The sequence below is a fragment of the Microvirga sp. GCM10011540 genome, assembly GCF_042650665.1.
Classification (GTDB): Bacteria; Pseudomonadota; Alphaproteobacteria; order Rhizobiales; family Beijerinckiaceae; genus Microvirga; species Microvirga lenta.
On record NZ_JBHSBQ010000005.1, the window covers coordinates 123,917 to 141,499 of the forward strand.

A 17,583-nucleotide genomic window follows, 5' to 3' on the forward strand; every position below is an offset into this window, starting at 1 on the left:
GATCCCGCTACTCCCGCCGCATGATCCGGTCGACGAGGATGTTGGACCAGAAGCCGGGCCTGAAGCTGCGCTCCAGGGCCTCGGGATCGTATTCGGTCTCGATCCAGGTCAGGAACGGCAGGCCCTTGGCCGCGCCCTCGCGGCGGTAGAGGTCGAAGAATGCGTCGAGGATGCCGGTCTTCGAGAACCTGAAATGGCCGTAGCGCATGGAAAGCTGCCGCTGGGCCTCGTCCACGGAGCGCCCCTCGTGGACGATGAGGTAGAGCGCCGCCACGAAGCCGGCCCGGTCGGCCCCGGACTTGCAGTGCATCACCGCCGGGAACTCGACCCCCCGGAAGAATTCCGCCGCCCTGAGCAGGGTTTCCCGGTCCGGCGCCCCGCGGGAGCGCACGATGAACTCGGTCAGGTGGATGCCGAGCCGCTCGCAGGTCTCCTTCTGGAGCTGCCAGGAGCCGTGCTCGCGCCCGCCGCGCAGGTTGATGATGGTGCGCACGCCCTCCGCCTTGAGACGGGCGATCTGGTGCGGCGCGGGCTGGGCCGAGCGCCAGAGCCGGTCGGAGACCCGGTGCTTGTTCAGGTAGATCAGCCGGAACACCCCGTGGTCCACGAGGAGCATGTGGGCCCAGGCGCGCAGGCGGCCGATCCCGTTCTCGACGGGTCTGTCCCAGCGGGCGATGCGGGCCATGCGCCGCGCATAGCGGACTTCAGGCTTGAGGAACCTGTTAATCACGTCGATCCGGTTTCGAGGTCTATCGAAAGAGAGAAAGACGGGGCCCAGGCCCCGAAAAGCCGCCCCTTATCGGCGATGGTGGCGGAATAATCAACGCTCACCGACTGACGCAGGCCCCCGGAGCCTTCGCGCCCCGCCGGCGCGGGCCCAGGCCATCCTACCGCAAGCCTATCCTATTAGTTGCCGCCCCGCGGCCGGTCGTGTAAGGGGTGCGTTTCGATACAACCCTCCTTGACGACAAGAGCGGCCGAGATCGGGACGTCAGGCCCGGCACCGCATCGTCGAGACCAAGCACTGCAGGAGAGCGGCGCCATGTCGTCCACCTACGAGACCGTCGCCGGCATCATTTCCGATACGGCCGATATCCCGCGCGACCAGATCACGCCGGACAGCCATGCCATCGAGGATCTGGGCATCGATTCGCTCGCCTTCCTCGACATCGCCTTCGCGATCGACAAGGCCTTCGGCATCAAGCTGCCGCTCGAGCAGTGGACACAGGAAGTCAACGAGGGCAAGGCTCCGGCCGAGGAATACTTCGTCCTGAAGAACCTCGTGGCGCATATCGATGCGCTCATCGCGGCCAAGAAGGCTTAAAAAACAGCACGGCATATCCCCGGCGGGCCGGCCCGGACGGGCCGGTTCGGAGAGGCGATCCACCAGAGCCCCGCCTCATGGGTTTTCGTTCCTTTCCTCAGGCCCTGCCGGGCACGAAACGGAATAGGCTTGGGTCCGGATGCGCCTCGAATACTTTGAAATGATCGATCGGGTGACGGAGCTCGACCGCGAGACCAAGCGGATCGAGGTCCGGTCCACCGTGCCGATGGAAAGCCCCGTCTTCGAGGGGCACTTTCCGGGCCATCCCCTCGTGCCGGGCGTCCTGCTCACCGAGACCATGGCCCAGGCCTCCGGCTATCTCGTGCTGGGCCTCATGGACTTCACCCACATGCCGTTCCTGATGGCGGTCGACAAGGCGCGGTTCCGCACCTTCGTCGGTCCCGGCACGGTGCTGACCGTCTCGGCGCAGCTCGAGCACGAAGGCTCGGGCTATGCGGTCACGAAGGCGAAGATCGCCGTCGAGGGCAAGGCCATCTGCGACGCCGAGCTGCGGTTCAGAATCATGCCCTTCCCCCCCGGAATGGACGACCTGATGCGCGCCCAGGGGCGCCGCATCGGCCTTTTGGAGACGACCGATGCGTGACGTGGTGATAACCGGCATCGGCCTCGTCTCCAGCGCGGGCGAGGGCCTGGAGCCGCATGTGGCGGCCCTGAACGGTCAGGCCGCCCCCCATGTCGATACGGAACGCTTCGCGCCCTATCCGGTCCATCCGGCGGTGGCGCTCGACTGGGACAGGCAGATCGCCAAGAAATCCGACCAGCGGCAGATGGAGGCTTGGCAGAAGCTCGGCTGCTATGCCGCCGGCCTCGCCCTCGAAGCGGCGGGCGCCAAGGAGGATGCGGCGCTCAAGAACCGCATGCACCTCATCGTGTCCGCCGGCGGCGGCGAGCGCGACTACGCGGTCGACGGGCAGATCCTCACCGGCCTGCGTCAGGCCGAAAATCCCGGCGTGTTCCTCAACGAGCGCCTCATGGGCGACCTGCGCCCCACGCTGTTCCTGGCGCAGCTCTCGAACCTGCTCGCCGGCAACATCTCCATCGTCCACGGGGTGACGGGCGCGTCGCGCACCTTCATGGGCGAGGAATCGAGCGGCGTCGACGCGATCCGCGTCGCGCGGGAGCGCATCGCCTCCGGCCAGAACGACATCTTCCTGGTGGGCGGCGCCTACAACGCCGAACGGCCGGACGTGATCCTCATCTACGAAATGGGCGGCTTCCTCTGGAAGAAGCCCTATCTGCCGGTGCGCGAGCGCACCCACGAGGGCGGCGGCATGATCCTCGGCAGCGGGGCCTGCTTCATGGTGCTGGAATCCCGCGAGCACGCGGAGTCCAGGGGCGCCAAGGCTCTGGCGACCGTCGCCGGCGTGACCTCGGACCGCGGCCGCCGCGCGCCCGGCAGCGTCGGCAAGGCGCTGCGCGCCCAGGCCGAAACCCTCGGCGCCCGGCCCCACGTGGTGATTTCCGGCGCCTCGGGCGTGAAGGGCATCACGGAGGACGAACAGGCCGCCTTGACGGAGCTGGCTCCCACCGCCGCCATTCACGCCACGGGCGACGTGGTCGGCCACACGATGGAGGCCCAGGCTCCCATCGGCGTCGCCCTCGCGGCGGCCCTCATCGCCGAGGGCAGGGCCGGCGAGGCCCTCGTCACCTCCGTCGGCCATTGGCGCGGCGAAGGGGCCGTGCGGCTCACCAAAGCCCCATAAGGAGAAAGCCATGGCGCTTCGCGACAAACAGGGACGTCCGCTCGTCGCCGTCACCGGCATGGGCACGGTCACGTCCCTCGGCCAGGGCAAGGACGACACCTGGGCGGCGCTGACCGCCGGCAAGTCCGGCATCCGCCGCATCAGCCGCTTCCCGACCGAGGGCCTGCGCACCACGATCGCGGGCACCATCGACAGCGTCGAGGTCGAGCCCTTCTGCGCGCCCATGCTGTCCGAGCGCCTGGCGATGCTCGCCGCCGAGGAAGCGGTGGGGCAGGCGGGGCTGCCGGAGGGCGATTTTCCGGGGGCGCTCTTCATTGCCGTGCCTCCGGTCGAGATGGAATGGCCGCAGCGCGAGGCGCTGGCCAAGGCCTCCGGCGAGAACGGCGACGTCACCTACAAGGACCTGCTGAAGGCCGCCGCCTCGGGCGAGTTCAAGCCGTGGCACGACCTCTTCATCTTCGGCACGGTGGCCGACCGGATGGCCGACCGGTTCGGCACCAGGGGCTCGCCGATCTCCCTGTCCACCGCCTGCTCGTCGGGAGCCACCGCGATCCAGCTCGGCGTCGAGGCGATCCGGCGCGGCGAGACGGACGCGGCGCTCTGCATCGGCACCGACGGCTCGGTGAACCCGGAATCCCTGATCCGCTTCTCGCTGCTGTCGGCCCTCTCGACCCAGAACGAGAACCCGGAAGGGGCCTCCAAGCCCTTCTCCAAGAACCGCGACGGCTTCGTCATGGGCGAGGGCGGGGCGGCCCTCGTGCTGGAGAACGCCGAGAGCGCCAAGGCGCGCGGCGCGAAGATCCTCGGCTATGTGCTCGGCTGCGGCGAGAAGGGCGACGGCTTCCACCGCACCCGCTCGAGCCCGGACGGCACGCCGATCATCGCGGCGATCAAGGCGGGGCTGGACGATGCGGGCGTGTCGCCCGACGACATCGACTACATCAACGCCCACGGCACCTCGACGCCCGAGAACGACAAGATGGAGTCCATGGGCTGCATGGCGGTGTTCGGCGAGCGCATGAAGGACGTGCCGATCTCGTCGAACAAGTCGATGATCGGCCACACGCTCACGGCCGCCGGCGCGGTCGAGGCGGTGATGTCGCTGCTCACCATCGCCCAGGGCCGCATCCCGCCGACCATCAACCATGCGATGCCGGACCCGTCGATCCCGCTCGACGTGGTGCCGAACGTGGCCCGCGACGCGACCGTGAATTACGTGCTGTCCAACTCCTTCGGCTTCGGCGGGCAGAACACCTGCCTGGTTTTCGGAGCGGAACCCAAATAACCGGAGCCCGATCATGACCCGCGTTCTCGTCACCGGCGGCGGAAAAGGCGTCGGCGCCGCCATCGTGCGGGCGCTGGTCGCCGCCGGCCACGATGTCGACTTCACCTACCGCTCGTCCGGCGACGCCGCCCTGGCCCTCGCCGGCGAGCTGATGGGCTCCCATCCCGGCCGCACCGTCACGGCCCATTCGGTCGATCTCGCCGACAAGGCGGCGCTGGAGGCCTTCTGCGAGACCATCGAGGGCGAGGCCTTCTTCGGCCTCGTGCACAATGCCGGCCAGCCTTACGACGCGCTCGCCGCCATGATGCAGCAGGACAAGGCCGAGGCGGCCATGCAGGTGAACTTCTGGTCGCTCACCCGCATCGCCAAGGCACTCATGCGCGGCATGATCCGCCAGAAGGCGGGCCGCATCGTCGCCATCGGATCGGTGGCCGCGCTCCAGGGCAATCCGGGCAACGCCGCCTATGCGGCCTCCAAGGGCGCCCTGATCTCCTATTGCCGCACGCTCTCCGTCGAGACCGCCAAGCGCGGCGTCACCGTCAACGTGATCGCGCCGGGCTTCATCGACACGGACATGATGGCCCCTTACGCGGCCTATCGCGAGAACATGGAAAAGCAGATCCCGGCCGGACGCTTCGCCAAGCCGGAGGAGATCGCAGGGTTGGCGGCCTTCCTCATGAGCGAGCCCGCCGCCTACATCACCGGCGCGGTCCTGCCCATCGACGGCGGCCTGACCTCGATGCTGGGCGTGCATCGGTAGCCGTCCTCGCCTCTCCCTCCTGGGGGAGGTGGAAGCACGTCGCGCACAAAGCTTGTCATCCGTTGCGCCGCCCATTAAGCCGCGAACAGAATTTCTCGCCGTCATGGCCGGGCCCGTCCCGGCCGTCCGCGTCTTCGTTCGAGCCGCGGGACCCGGAGCCGAATCCGGGATGACGCCCCAGACGGAATCATCCCATGCGTGCCCTTCAGCTCTTCGGCGACCGTGACCTGCGCCTCACCGAGATGGACGCCCCGCCGCCGCCGGCCGCGGGCGAGGTCCAGATCCGCGTCCGGGCGCTCGCCCTCAACTATCTCGACGTCTGGGGCTTCCGCGGCATGGCCTTCGCCAAGCGCAAGATGCCCCAGGCCGTGGGGGTCGAGGCCTCGGGCGAGGTCGTGGCGGTGGGCGAGGGCGTGACCCGGTTCAAGGCCGGCGACCCGGTCACCATGTACGGGGCCGAGACCTGCGGGCACTGCAAGGCCTGCCGCGAGGGCCGCGACAATCTCTGCGAGAACGTCGCCGGCATCATGGGCTTCCATATCGACGGCTTCGCCCGCGAGCTGATCAACCGTCCCGAGCGGCTGGTCATTCCGGTGCCGCAGGGTGTGTCGTTCGAGGAGGCGGCCTGCGCGCCCATCGGCTTCGGCACCGTGCAGCACATGCTGTTCGACAACGCGAAGCTGGAGCCCGGCGAGTCGATCCTCGTCCATGCGGGCGGCTCCGGCATCGGTACGGCGGCGATCAAGATGGCGAAGGCCATCGGCTGCACGGTCTACACGACGGTGGGCGACGACGAGAAGGGCGAGAAGGCGAAGGCGCTCGGCGCCGATCACGTGGTCAACTACCGCACTGAGCGCTTCGAGGGCGAGGTGCGTCGCCTGACCAAGCGTAAAGGGGTCGACGTGGTGTTCGAGCATGTGGGGGCCGACACCTGGAACGGTTCGCTGCTCTGCCTCAAGCGCGGCGGGCGGCTCGTCACCTGCGGCTCGACCTCCGGCGTGTCCACCACCATGAACCTGATGCAGCTCTTCCAGCAGCAATACCGCATCTTCGGCTCCTTCGGGTGCCGCATCGAGAACATCGCTCAGTCGCTGGACAAGATGGCGGACGGCATGAGCCCGGTGATCGATTCCGTCTTCCCGCTGGACGATTTCCAGAAGGGCCTGGAGCGCCTCGAAGGCCGCAAGGTCTTCGGCAAGGTGGTGATTGCGTTCTGAACGCGTCCCCGAGGACAAGCTGCCGCGCATGATCGGGCCTTGACGGCGGGGGCGAGACGCGAAAAGACGCGTCTCCCGTCGTAATGGGGCTCTCACGCCAGGACGAATTCGTGGTTCAACCTTCCAAACGCTCCCGCAGCATCGCCTCCCGCCTGAGTGAAACCGTCATGGTCGGGCTCGTGCGCGGCGTCTTCGGCCTGGCGCGGGCCCTGGGGCCGGAGCGCTCGGGGGCGGTGGGCGCGGCGCTGACCCGCACGATCGGGCCGCTCCTGCCGGCTCACAAGACGGCGACCGCCAATATCCGGGCGGTCTATCCGGACATGCCGGAGGCCGACGTCAAGGCGTTGGCGCTCTCCGCCTGGGACAATCTCGGCCGCGTCGGCGGCGAGTATCCCCATCTCGGCCGGCTGTTCGACTACGATCCGGACAGTCCCGTGCCCGGCCGTACCGAGGTCGACGGCATCGAGCACTTCCTGGCGCTTCGCGACGACGGCAGGCCGGGCATCATCTTCTCGGCCCATCTGGCCAATTGGGAACTGCCGGCGATCTGCGCCGCCCGGTTCGGTCTCGATGCCACGGCGGTGTTCCGCGCGCCGAACGACCCGGCCGTGGCCCGGGTGCTGCACGAAATCCGCAGCGAGACCATGGGCGGGCTGGAGGCGGCGCGGCAGGGCGCGGCCTTCGCCATGCAGGGCGCCCTCGAGAAGGGCGGCCATCTCGGCATGCTCATCGACCAGCATTTCACCCGGGGCGTCCCGGTGAACTTCATGGGCCGCCCCGCCATGGTGAACCCGATCCTCGGCAAGTTCGCGCGCCGGTTCGACTGCCCGGTCCACGGGGTCCGCGTCATCCGCCTGCCGGGCCACCGCTTCCGCCTGCAGCTGACCCCGGCGCTCAACCTGCCCCGCGACCCCGACGGGCAGATCAACGTGCAGGGCGCCATGCAGGTCATGACCTCCGTGGTGGAGAGCTGGGTGCGGGAACACCCGGAGCAATGGCTCTGGATGCACCGCCGCTGGCGGGTTCCTGCAACCGTTCAAGGTAAAGTGAGTTCCCCTTGAGGAGGGATTCGTGTTCCATGGCGGTATCATGGTGTCACGACTGAAACTGATCTCGGCGGCCCTGTTCCTCGCCGCCTTCATGCAGCCTGCCCAGGCGGAACCACCCCGCGCCGTCGTCGAGCTGTTCACGAGCCAGGGCTGTTCATCCTGCCCTCCGGCTGATGCGGTCCTCGTCGAGCTCGCCCGCGAGCCGGACGTGGTCGCCCTGTCCTTCCCGGTGAACTACTGGGATTATCTCGGCTGGAAGGACACGCTCGCCCACAAGGCGTTCACGGAGCGGCAGAAGGCCTATGCCCATGCCCGCGGCGACCGGCAGGTCTACACGCCCCAGATGATCGTCAACGGCACCAAGCCCTGCATCGGCTCGAACCGGGCGCAGGTTGAGGACTCGATCAAGGAGGTGACCGCGTCGCAGCCGAACCTGCCCCTCGACGTCACGATCAAGGAGCAGAACGGCGTGGCGAAGATCGCCGTGAGCGAGACCGCCATGGCGGATATGCGCGCTGCCGACGTCTGGGTCCTGCCGGTTCTGCGCACCCGCACGGTGCCCATCGAGCGCGGCGAGAACCGGGGCCGGAGCGTCACCTATGCCAACGTGGTGCGCGGCCTCAAGCGCATCGGCGAGTGGCGGGGCGGCTCGGCCGAGTTCGAGGTTCCCCTGGAGGTCGCCCGCAGCGGCGCCGACGGCTACGTGGTGCTGCTGCAGACCTCGGAGCACATGAAGCCCGGCGTCATTCTCGGCGCGGCGAAGAGCCCCGGCCTCTACTGAGCGCCGCGCTCAGAGCACGATCACCTTGTTCGGCAGCTCGTCCGCGTCGTCGAAGCGCGGGGGCGCGTGCTGCGCCAGGATCGCCCCCGCCTGACCGATGGCCGCCACGAGCCCGTCGACCAGCCGGCCCTCCCGGATCTCGGCGGTCAGCCCGGCGATGATGTCCTGCCAGACCCGGGGCTCGACCCGGTCGGCGATTCCCGTATCGGCCAGGATCTCGGCATGGTGCTCGGCCAGGGCGACGTAGATCAGGACGCCGGTCCGCTCCCGGGTGCGGGTGAGCCCGCGGCTCAGGAATTCCCGCGCCGCCGCCTCGTGCGCCCGCGTCCGTTTGATGGAGCCCGGCACAAGGGCATGGCGCCGTTTCGGCCAGGACAGGAGGATGCTCAGGCCCAGCGCCACCGCGAGCTGCACCAGGAAGATCCGGGTCGGCCCCATAGCCGTGAACCAGATCAGCGGCCACGGCGTGAGGAGGGCTCCCAGCAGGGCCCAGAGGAGGGGGATGGAGCGGTATTCGCTCGCCTGGCCCGCCACGACGACCACGATTTCGCCCGCCGTCTGGTCCTCCACGTCGCGGATGGCGCCGTCGAGGCGCGCGTAGTCGTCGGCCGAAATCATCCTACCAGCTCCCCGAAGCGCCGCCGCCGCCGGACGAACCGCCTCCGCCCCGGAAGCCGCCTCCGGAAAAGCCGCCGCCCCGTCCTCCGCCGGACCACCCGCCGCCCATCGGGATGAAGACGGGACCGCCGCGGCGTCCGCGTCTCATGCCGCGTGGGCCGCCTCCGCCCATCATGCGCCAGATGATGAGGAAGAGAACCACGAAGATGATGAAGGAGACGATCGGATCGGCGGTGGTGGACCGGTCCTCCCGGATTTCCGCCCGGCGGTGCCATTCCTCGGCGTCGCCGGTCAGGATCGACAGCATGGCGTCGACGCCCGCATCGATGCCGGCGGCGAAGTCGCCCTTCTGGAACTGGGGCGCCACGGCGGTGGTGATGATGACCCTGGACAGGGCGTCGGTGAGGGCGCCCTCGAGCCCGTAGCCGACCTCGATGCGCACCTTGCGCTCGTTCGGGGCCACGAGAAGCAGGGCGCCGTTGTCCTTGTCCGCCTGACCCAGCCGCCAGTGCCGGAAGAGGCGATTGCCGTAATCCTCGATGGTGAGCCCGTCGAGGGAGCGCAGGGTCGCCACCACCACCTGGTCCGACGTCTTGTCCTCGTACGCCTTGAGCTTGGCTTCGAGCGCCGCGCGCTGGTCCGGCGTCAGGAGGCCCGCCGCATCGACCACCCGGCCGGTGAGGGCGGGAAAGGACTGGGCGAGGGCTGCAGCCGGGACGAGGAGGAGCAGGAGGGCAATGAAGGGCGCAACCCACCTCTCCCTGAAGGGGAGGCGGACGGTGCGCCGGGATCGGCGGGTCACGCTCAGAACTGCACCTGCGGCGGCCGGTCGGCGCCTGCCGTGGCCGTGAAGGTCTGCATGGGCTGCGCCTCCGGATAGACGATGGCGGCGATCCAGCGGCCCGGGATGGTGCGCAGCTCCGTATTGTAGGCCCGCACCGCCTCGATGTAGTCGCGCCGGGCCACGGCGATGCGGTTCTCGGTGCCCTCGAGCTGCGACTGCAGCGCCAGGAAATTGGCGTTGGATTTCATCTCGGGATAGCGCTCCACGGTGGCGAGCAGCCGGCCGAGCGCTCCGGAAAGCTGGTTCTGCGCCTCCTGGAACTGGCGGAACTTCTCCGGGTCGGTCACGGTCGACGCATCGACCTGGATCTGCGTGGCGCGGGCGCGGGCCTCCGTGACCTGGGTCAGCACCTCGCGCTCCTGCTGGGCGAAGCCCTTCACCGTCTCCACCAGGTTCGGGATCAGGTCGGCGCGGCGCTGGTACTGGTTCTGCACCTCGCTCCAGGCCGACTTGGCCTGTTCCTCGAGGGTCGGGACATTGTTGATGCCGCAGGCGGAGAGCCCCAGTGCCACCATCATCACGGTCAGGACGGCACGGATTCGAGCCGGCAACAGCAATCCCGTCATTGTTTCATCTCTTGTTTCTTGATTCGGATCCCGCCTTCGCGGCTTCAACAAATGGAGCATGGCACGCCGTTCAACAAGACGCTTTTGTCTGGCTCCCCAGGGGGAACTCGGGCATGATCCGGTCGCTTCGCCCGACAGGTGGCCCATGAATTTTCTGCCCGACCCGAGCATCCTGCTCACCTATTCGCTCGCCTGCGTCGTCCTGTTCATCACGCCCGGACCCGATATGAGCCTGTTCCTGGCCAAGACCATGGCGGGCGGCCGCAAGGCGGGAATGGCCTCCATGCTGGGCGCCATGGCGGGCTGCTGCGTCCACACCCTCCTGGCGGCGCTGGGTCTCTCGGCCCTCCTCGCTGCCTCGGTCACCGCCTTCACGGTGCTGAAGGTGGTCGGCGCGCTCTACCTCCTGTGGCTCGCCTTCGATGCTGTGCGCAACGGCTCGGCCCTCCATGTGAAGGTGGAGCGCAAGGGCGAGGTCTCGTTCTGGAAGACCTTCCTCGTGGGTGTCGGCATCAACCTGACCAACCCGAAGGTGGTTCTGTTCTTCGTGACCTTCCTGCCGCAATTCGTGAATGCGGCCGATCCCCACGCGGCGGACAAGCTGGTCTTCCTCGGCCTCTATTTCGTCGCCCTCACGGCCCCCATGGGGGCCATCATGGTCCTCGGGGCGGACAAGGTGCTCGCGCTCCTGCGCAACCATCCGCGGGTGATGCGGGGCATCGACTATTCCTTCGCCGGCCTGTTCTCGGCCTTCGCGGTGAAGATCCTGACGACCACGCGCTAGAGGGACGGACCCGAGGCTCCGTCTCGATGTGCCGGGGCGCCATCGGCCGGACGATCTAGAGCGATCATCGGCCATCCGAACTAATTGACCCCCCCGATCAATACGATACAAAGTATCAATACTGACTTGGCATTTCAGTCAGAGTTCCTCCCAAACTTCGGAGGCGGCATGGGGGCATGCTGCTTCCGCACTTTTTTGTTCAGGGGCTTTCCGGGTTCCGTGACGGCCGGGCCGCGCTCTGCCCGGCGATGGCCCAATAGACCAGACCGGCCACCGCGCCGGTGAGGCCCAGGACGAGGCTCACGTGAAGCTCCAGGGGCGAGCCGACCCGGGCCGCTCCGCGCAGGATCCACGGCACCGCCGCCGTCAGCACGCCCATGGCGCTCGCGTACCAGATCAGGCTGCGCAGCCCCAGCACCTCGCTCAGGATCGCCACGAGCAGGGGCGGGAACACCAGAAGGGTGAAGACCAGGCGGCCGACCGCCAGAAAGGCCTCCGTCACGATGGGCTCGGGATCGTCGGCGGAGAAGACCGCGTCGACGAAGGCCCAGAAGCCGACGAAGAGCGTATCCCCGGTGAGCGTCGCCATGACCGGGTCGATGACGGACGCGATCATCAGGAAGAAGCTGCTCGCGCCGATGGCGACGAGCAGGGCCAGGGGAATGAGCAGAAGCCAGCGGATCATCTTTCTGCCTCGGGCCGGTCGCGGAGGATCGCCACGAACGGGGCCGTCGCGCGACCCTGCCGGAGCAGGATTGGCATTCCACGAATCGGCATCCGAGACAAGCCGCCAAGCTTGACGCAAGGGGAGGGAAAAGCCGCTCCGATCACGCCTTCGGGGCCGTGGCCGCCGGGCGGGAGCCCGGGTGCTTCGGGCGCGGCCGGGGCGAGAGATCGATGGTCACGAGCTGACCGGTCTTGGGATCGAAGATCGTCATGGCCGCCTCCTACGCATACTGCACAGAATGAACGCCTGAGACCGGAGAATGGCTCAATCGACCTTTCCATGTGGTTAGCGCATCCTTACCGGCGGGTGCGCGGGCGCACTCTTGTGGCCTCCGCGCGAGCGAGCCCTAGTTCCCTTGCGTCACTTCCCGAACCTCGCGACAGGAGACGCAGCATGTCGGTCGATTGGCGCGCGATGTTCGTCCCCGAGCACTCGCTCATCGAGATCTTCGTCCGCGGCACGTTCATGTACATCGTGCTGTTCTCGATCCTTCGCTTCTTCATGAAGCGGCAATCGGGCGTCATCGGCATCGCCGACCTGCTCGTGATCGTCCTCATCGCCGACGCGGCCCAGAACGCCATGTCCAGCGAGTACAAGTCGATCACCGAAGGAACGGTGCTCGTCCTCACCATCGTTTTCTGGAACTTCGCCCTCGACTGGCTCGGCTATCACTTCCGCTTCTTCCAGAAGTTCACGCGCCCGCCGCCGCTTCCGCTCATCGACAATGGCCGGCTCCTCCGCCGCAACATGCGCCAGGAGATGATCACCACGGAGGAGCTGATGAGCCAGCTGCGCCAGCAGGGCATCGAGGATCCGGCCAAGGTGAAGAGGGCCTATATCGAGGGCGACGGGCGCATCAGCATCATCTGTCACGACGGCGAGAATGCCGGCGGGATGACGAACGACCCGCGGGAGCTGACGTAAGGGGGGCCCTCGCCGGTCAGCATCCGGTGCAGATGCTGCGCGTCAGGGTTTTCATCCGGTGGTCGCGGGCACGCTCCAGGGCCTCCGACCTTTCGCGGGCCCGGTCCGCCAGGGCAGCCGATTCCTTGGACGTGAAGGGCGTCAGCGTGTCGGCCTTCGTCCGGGACATGTCGGGTGCCGTCCTCGGCTGGGCGAGGGCGGCCTGCGGTCCAGCGAGCAGGGCAAGGAAGACGGCGGCGGTCAGGATGCGCATCGGGGAGCTCCATAAGGAGCTCTTTAGGCCGCCCCGCAGGGACTATAGCCGGGAAAGGGAGCGGCCGCGCAACGATATTCGGAATATCTCCTACCCCCGATGGAGGGGGGAAGGACAGGGTTGAGGAGCTTACTGCCGATCCGGTCCTTCCATGGTCCGGTCCTCCCGCCCGTTCGGAGCGGACGCTATCGCCCAGTAGATCCAGCCACAGATCGCGCCCGACAGGGCTCCGATGAATGTCCCCGTTCCCACGCCGACGACCGTTGCGATGAAGCAAAAGCCCAGGACCGCGCCACCGAAGACGGCGCTCGACCGGGAGGTCCATCCGGCCGTAGCCAGGACGAGTGCCGTGAGGCACGAGGCGGCAAAGAGGGGAAGACCGAACACCAGGAGACCCGCCGTTCCGTGGAGGGCGGTGTCGTTGATGGCGGGATCATAGGGCAGGTCCCGGCCGAAGAGGATCATCAGCAAGACGATCAGATACGGCGCCGTCACGCTCGCGGCGAAGAGACCGAGCAGGTGATGCTTCACGGCTGGCTCACCCGGTTGCGCATGGCGATGCGCCAGTAGATCCAGCCACAGATGCTACCCGCGAGCAAACCCGCCAGGGGAAAGACACGCCAGTCGGCCGGATCGGCCACGAAAAGCAGCGTGAGAGACAAGCAGCCCAGGCTGCCTCCGCTCGCGATGGCGTGGTGCTTCGAGCCAAGGGCCAGACTATGGAGCAGAAAGGCAAGCAGCTCGGCTGCGAAAAGGATCGGCAGGCCGAACATCGCAGCGCCAAGGCTGCCGATCGCCAGGAACTTGAAGAAGTCGAGAAACTCATCGACGAGTGACGGTGCGCCGAACGTGAAGTCGGCGCTGCTCGATCCGCCAAACAGGATCATGAAAGTGAAAATGAAGAAGGAGGCGAGATAGGGAGCCGCAAGACTCGCTACGAGAAGGCCTCCTATGATGCGCAACATGATGTTCTCCGGCGATAAGCCGTAGAACGATATCACATCATGATTAGGAAAAGGAGCCGTCCCGGAAGAGGGACGACCCTTGATGTTTCAGAGACTTACTCTCCGTCCCCCAGCGCATACACGCCTTCGGCCCCGATGCCCTGTTCCAGCATCAGGCGGGCGCGGGCGCGCAGCTTCTCGGTTTCGCTCTTGAGCTGGCCGCAGGCGGCGAGGATGTCGCGGCCGCGGGGGGTGCGCACGGGCGAGGCGTAGCCCGCCCGGTAGACGATCTCGGAGAAGCGCTCGATCCGCTCCCAGTCCGAGCACTCGTATTTCGAGCCGGGCCAGGGGTTGAACGGGATCAGGTTGATCTTGGCCGGAATGCCCTTGAGCAGCCGCACCAGCTCGCGCGCATCCTGGTCCGAGTCGTTGACGCCCTTGAGCATCACGTACTCGAAGGTGATGCGGCGCGCGTTCGACAGGCCCGGATAGGCCCGGCAGGCGTCGAGGAGTTGGCCAATGTCGTATTTGCGGTTGATCGGCACCAGCTCGTCGCGCAGCTCGTCCCGCACCGCGTGGAGCGAGATGGCGAGCATCGTGTTGGCTTCGCTGCCCAGGCGCTCCATCTGCGGCACCACGCCGGAGGTCGAGACCGTGATGCGGCGGCGGGACAGGGTCAGGCCCTCGCCGTCCGACATGACGTCGATGGCGGCGATCACGTTGTCCGGGTTGTAGAGCGGCTCGCCCATGCCCATGAACACGATGTTGGACACGAAGCGCCCGCCGTCGGTGGGCACGAAGGCGCCTTCCGGCGGGGTGGCGTCCGGCCAGTCGCCGATCATGTCGCGGGCCACGATGAGCTGCGCCACGATCTCGGCGGAGGTCAGGTTGCGCACCAGGCGCTGGGTGCCCGTGTGGCAGAAGGAGCAGGTCAGCGTGCAGCCGACCTGGCTCGATACGCAGAGCGTGCCGCGGTCCACTTCGGGAATGTAGACGCACTCGATCTCGGCGCCCTTGTCGAAGGGGCCGGTGGAGGGCATGCGGATCAGCCACTTGCGGGTGCCGTCCTTGGAGACCTGCTCGGACACGACCTCGGGGCGGGCCAGGGTATAGGCCTGCCCGAGCTTCTCGCGCAGGCCCTTGCCCACATTGGTCATCTCGGCGAAGTCGCGGGCGCCGCGGAAGTAGATCCAGTGCCAGAGCTGGGCCACGCGCATCTTGAGCTCGCGCTCGGGCACGCCGATGGCCGAAAGGGAATCCTTGAGCTGATCGCGGGTCAGGCCGACCAAGGAGGCGCCGCCGGGGACTGCGCCTGCGACCACGTTCAGCTCGGCCGTCTTTTCGATTGCCGCATTGCCGGCCGCGCGCGCGGCATCGCTCACGCCCAGGGGGGCCGCATGAGGGTTACGCTTGGCGATGTCGAGCACCGTCGCCATGGGAAATCACGCCTTCGTTTGAGGGGAACGAAGACCTCATATAACACGATTGCGTCGGAAAAGTGAGGGGTCGGCGCCAAATTCCGCCCCGGAAGGGCGAAAAATCGGCGGCCGGAGCCCCGCCGGCGGGGCTCCGGAACGGCCTTACGAGCATTCCTTGCGGGCGCGCTCCAGGGCCTGGGTGAAGCCGCTCAGGGAATACTGGTCCGTCAGGCTGTTGCCGCGGGCCGACTGGGTCTTCACGGTCATGCTCGCGCCGCGCGCCATGGCGGTGATGGCCTGGCTCTCCTCGGCGGGGTTCTTCAGCCAGGCGTTGCTCGCCTTGGTGAGAAGGTCGAAGGAGGTTGCGCCGATGGCGGCCTCCGCCGGGCTGTTCTCCTTGGTGGTGAAGCCGAGCACGAGGGCGACCTCGTTCTTCACGTTCTCCGCCGGGCGGAACGACACGAAGAGATAGGCCGGGTCCCGGTTCAGGTTCTTCGGCAGCCGGTCCTTGGGCTGGCTCAGGGCGTAGCAGATCTTCGAGCGTCCCGACTGCGCTGTGTAGACGTTCCAGTCGCTGTAGGACGCAAGAAGCGCCGCGCCGCCGGGGCCCGTGGCAGGAGCCGCGGCCGCGGCCGCAGCGGCCGCCGGCTTGGCGGCGGACGTGGATTTCGCCTTGGCCGCGTTCGCCTTCGTGGAGGCCGGTGCCGCTTTCTTCGCGGCAGGCTTGGCCGGCTGCTGCGCCGTCGACCGCTGGGCCTGTGCGAGAGCTGCAGGCCCGGTTCCGAGGATGAAGGCAGCGGAAATGATGCCCGCGGCAAAGCCGCGCTGGAGAGATGCGATAGTCATGAGGCGCAACATAAAGCCCAGATGGTTAAGAACTCTTCACCATCTCCGTTAAGCCGGGCCGGGCCTCATGGCGATGCGTCGAAACGTGGCGCAGGAACGAAAAGGGCCGCAGACGCGGCCCTCGACGCGCCCCATGGCGGCTCTCGTCAGATGATCTCGAAATCCCTGTGGCTCAGGGACAGGTTCTTGCCGATCGAGGCGAACTGGATCGCGGCGGCCGCGCCGCTGCCGTCGGGATCGTAATAGAGCGCCCCCTTGGCCTTGTTGTAGACGATCCGGTCGTCCTCCTCCGCCGCTGCCGAGCCCACATGGAACGCCCCCGCCGCCAGCTTGCCCACGGCGCCCATGGCCGTGAAATGCTCCAGCGCCATGTAGACCGTGTCGTCCTTCACGCTGAAGTCCATGATCTTGTCCATGTTCTTGCGCGCGACCGGCTCGCTGAAGATGAAGCCGTCCTTGCCCTTGCCGCCGTAGAGGCTGTCCTTGCCCGTCCCGCCGACCAGATAATCGTTGCCGTCCTCGCCATGGAGCCGGTCGTTGCCCACGTCGCCCAGGAGCGCGTCGTTGCCCTTGCCGCCATAGAGCTTGTCGTGGCCCTTGCTGCTCAGCAGGAGGTTGTTGCCCTTGCTGCCCCAGAGGGTGTCGTTGCCGTTGCCCGACACGACGTTCTCGACCGACTTGATCGTCAGCGTTCCGAAACCGGTCTTCTGCGGGCCCGCGATGGAGAGATCGACCTTCACGGACTTCCTGCTGTTCAGGAACAGGGAGTCGATACCGCCCTTGCCGTTCAGCGCGGCCTCGGCGGCCTCCTGCAGCAGAAGGATGTCGGACTTGCTGGTGCCGACGAGCTTGTGGCTGCCGTCGTCGTAGACGAGGTTGCCAGAGTTGGGATCGGGAAGCTTGATTTTACCGGCGGCCATGGGCGTTTCTCTCAGGTCGTTCATAGGTGAGCGAGGCGGAATGCCTCGGACGGAATAATATTCCGGGCAACCTGAGCGCAGCTAACGTAACGTTACAGCGAACACAACCGGGAAAGGCTCAGGTAACCCCAATGGGTCTACCAAGCTTACCCAAGGTCATGTGTGCGGCGCCGCACGGGGAGGACTGGGGTTATCGGAATTCTCCCGATCCGTTACTTCAGGCTCTCCCGCGCCTTCTGCCGGTGTTCCTCCGTGATCGAGCCGGCCACCTGGGTGATGGCGGCGGCGAGAACCGCAGCGTCGTCCGCGAAGCCCAGCAGGGGCAGGAAGTCGGCCACCGCATCGGTCGGCAGCACGAAATAGGCGACGGCGCCCATCAGGACGAGCTTGACCCGGTTCGGGGTCTTCGGGTCCGTGGCGCAGTAGAAGGCGGCCACGAGGTCTTCGGCGAAGGGGATCTTGCCGCCCACCCGCCGGATCTTGTCCCAGAACCGGCGCTTGAGGCTCGCCTCGTCGCGACCCGCCTCGTCGCGGCCCGCTTCGCGCATGGCGTCCATCTCGGCCTTTGTGAAAGGCTTCGTGATTGATTCGCTCATGCC

22 protein-coding genes are annotated in these 17,583 nt (G+C 67.3%); 10 read left to right on the plus strand and 12 right to left on the minus strand.

What is annotated here, in order from left to right; genetic code table 11:
• Nucleotides 1–7: 7 nt before the first annotated feature.
• Entirely contained in the window at nt 8–730 is a 723-nt protein-coding gene (locus ACFOYU_RS01220) for a tyrosine-protein phosphatase (protein WP_226738073.1), read from the minus strand.
• Between the two features lie 312 nt (nt 731–1,042).
• On the opposite strand from ACFOYU_RS01220, the gene ACFOYU_RS01225 reads away from it, so the two are divergent.
• The 8 genes from ACFOYU_RS01225 (at nt 1,043) to ACFOYU_RS01260 (ending at nt 8,140) form a co-directional block, all read left to right on the plus strand.
• Nucleotides 1,043–1,324: an acyl carrier protein gene (locus ACFOYU_RS01225; protein WP_226738071.1), complete on the plus strand. Its 282-nt coding sequence runs from the start codon at nt 1,043–1,045 to the stop codon at nt 1,322–1,324.
• Nucleotides 1,325–1,463: 139 nt separating this feature from the next.
• A complete protein-coding gene (locus ACFOYU_RS01230; protein ID WP_226738069.1) occupies nt 1,464–1,928 on the plus strand; it encodes a 3-hydroxyacyl-ACP dehydratase FabZ family protein in 465 nt (154 codons plus the stop codon).
• Nucleotides 1,921–3,048: a beta-ketoacyl-ACP synthase gene (locus ACFOYU_RS01235; RefSeq protein ID WP_377032140.1), complete on the plus strand. Its 1,128-nt coding sequence runs from the start codon at nt 1,921–1,923 to the stop codon at nt 3,046–3,048. The genes ACFOYU_RS01230 and ACFOYU_RS01235 overlap by 8 nt, the downstream gene beginning before the upstream one ends.
• Nucleotides 3,049–3,058: 10 nt before the next feature.
• Nucleotides 3,059–4,333: a beta-ketoacyl-ACP synthase gene (locus tag ACFOYU_RS01240; protein ID WP_377032141.1), complete on the plus strand. Its 1,275-nt coding sequence runs from the start codon at nt 3,059–3,061 to the stop codon at nt 4,331–4,333.
• Nucleotides 4,334–4,346: 13 nt separating this feature from the next.
• A complete protein-coding gene (locus tag ACFOYU_RS01245) occupies nt 4,347–5,093 on the plus strand; it encodes an SDR family oxidoreductase (protein ID WP_226738063.1) in 747 nt (248 codons plus the stop codon).
• A gap of 194 nt (nt 5,094–5,287) precedes the next feature.
• Complete coding sequence (locus ACFOYU_RS01250; protein WP_377032142.1) at nt 5,288–6,310, plus strand: zinc-binding dehydrogenase; 1,023 nt, start codon at nt 5,288–5,290, stop codon at nt 6,308–6,310.
• 110 nt (nt 6,311–6,420) lie between these two features.
• Entirely contained in the window at nt 6,421–7,371 is a 951-nt protein-coding gene (locus ACFOYU_RS01255; protein ID WP_377032143.1) for a lipid A biosynthesis lauroyl acyltransferase, read from the plus strand.
• A gap of 10 nt (nt 7,372–7,381) precedes the next feature.
• A complete protein-coding gene (locus ACFOYU_RS01260) occupies nt 7,382–8,140 on the plus strand; it encodes a DUF1223 domain-containing protein (RefSeq protein ID WP_377032144.1) in 759 nt (252 codons plus the stop codon).
• A gap of 9 nt (nt 8,141–8,149) precedes the next feature.
• Here ACFOYU_RS01260 and ACFOYU_RS01265 read toward each other — a convergent pair whose 3' ends face one another.
• From ACFOYU_RS01265 to ACFOYU_RS01275, 3 genes are read right to left on the minus strand one after another with little or no spacing between them, the layout of a single operon-like run.
• Nucleotides 8,150–8,758: a TPM domain-containing protein gene (locus ACFOYU_RS01265; RefSeq protein ID WP_226738054.1), complete on the minus strand. Its 609-nt coding sequence runs from the start codon at nt 8,756–8,758 to the stop codon at nt 8,150–8,152.
• A gap of 1 nt (nt 8,759) precedes the next feature.
• Nucleotides 8,760–9,560, minus strand: coding sequence for a TPM domain-containing protein (locus ACFOYU_RS01270; protein ID WP_377032145.1), 801 nt, complete (start codon nt 9,558–9,560; stop codon nt 8,760–8,762).
• A gap of 2 nt (nt 9,561–9,562) precedes the next feature.
• Complete coding sequence (locus ACFOYU_RS01275; protein WP_377032478.1) at nt 9,563–10,120, minus strand: LemA family protein; 558 nt, start codon at nt 10,118–10,120, stop codon at nt 9,563–9,565.
• 193 nt (nt 10,121–10,313) lie between these two features.
• On the opposite strand from ACFOYU_RS01275, the gene ACFOYU_RS01280 reads away from it, so the two are divergent.
• On the plus strand, nt 10,314–10,952 hold the full coding sequence (locus tag ACFOYU_RS01280; protein WP_377032146.1) for a LysE family translocator: 639 nt from the start codon (nt 10,314–10,316) through the stop codon (nt 10,950–10,952).
• Nucleotides 10,953–11,151: 199 nt separating this feature from the next.
• Here the strand turns inward: ACFOYU_RS01280 and ACFOYU_RS01285 are convergent, their stop codons facing one another.
• Nucleotides 11,152–11,637: a hypothetical protein gene (locus tag ACFOYU_RS01285; RefSeq protein WP_377032147.1), complete on the minus strand. Its 486-nt coding sequence runs from the start codon at nt 11,635–11,637 to the stop codon at nt 11,152–11,154.
• A gap of 435 nt (nt 11,638–12,072) precedes the next feature.
• Between ACFOYU_RS01285 and ACFOYU_RS01290 the strand changes: the two genes are divergently transcribed.
• Nucleotides 12,073–12,603 (plus strand): DUF421 domain-containing protein, encoded by a 531-nt coding sequence (locus tag ACFOYU_RS01290; RefSeq protein WP_226738048.1) that lies wholly within the window; start codon nt 12,073–12,075, stop codon nt 12,601–12,603.
• A 16-nt stretch (nt 12,604–12,619) separates the two neighbouring features.
• On the opposite strand, the gene ACFOYU_RS01295 is transcribed toward ACFOYU_RS01290, so the two are convergent.
• From ACFOYU_RS01295 to ACFOYU_RS01325, 7 genes are all read right to left on the minus strand, one after another.
• Nucleotides 12,620–12,856 carry a hypothetical protein gene (locus ACFOYU_RS01295; protein ID WP_226738046.1) on the minus strand — a complete coding sequence of 79 codons (237 nt, stop codon included), beginning with the start codon at nt 12,854–12,856 and terminating at the stop codon, nt 12,620–12,622.
• Nucleotides 12,857–12,985: 129 nt separating this feature from the next.
• Complete coding sequence (locus ACFOYU_RS01300) at nt 12,986–13,387, minus strand: hypothetical protein (RefSeq protein ID WP_377032148.1); 402 nt, start codon at nt 13,385–13,387, stop codon at nt 12,986–12,988.
• Nucleotides 13,384–13,821 carry a hypothetical protein gene (locus tag ACFOYU_RS01305; RefSeq protein WP_377032149.1) on the minus strand — a complete coding sequence of 146 codons (438 nt, stop codon included), beginning with the start codon at nt 13,819–13,821 and terminating at the stop codon, nt 13,384–13,386. Before ACFOYU_RS01305 ends, ACFOYU_RS01300 begins: the two co-directional genes overlap by 4 nt.
• Before the next feature lie 95 nt (nt 13,822–13,916).
• The gene (rlmN, locus tag ACFOYU_RS01310) at nt 13,917–15,236 is read right to left on the minus strand and encodes a 23S rRNA (adenine(2503)-C(2))-methyltransferase RlmN (protein WP_377032150.1); all 1,320 of its coding nucleotides are present in this window, start codon (nt 15,234–15,236) and stop codon (nt 13,917–13,919) included.
• Between the two features lie 144 nt (nt 15,237–15,380).
• On the minus strand, nt 15,381–16,064 hold the full coding sequence (locus tag ACFOYU_RS01315; RefSeq protein ID WP_226738037.1) for a hypothetical protein: 684 nt from the start codon (nt 16,062–16,064) through the stop codon (nt 15,381–15,383).
• Between the two features lie 146 nt (nt 16,065–16,210).
• Entirely contained in the window at nt 16,211–16,984 is a 774-nt protein-coding gene (locus ACFOYU_RS01320; protein WP_377032151.1) for a hypothetical protein, read from the minus strand.
• 212 nt (nt 16,985–17,196) lie between these two features.
• Complete coding sequence (locus ACFOYU_RS01325; protein ID WP_377032152.1) at nt 17,197–17,580, minus strand: YkvA family protein; 384 nt, start codon at nt 17,578–17,580, stop codon at nt 17,197–17,199.
• Nucleotides 17,581–17,583 lie beyond the last annotated feature (3 nt).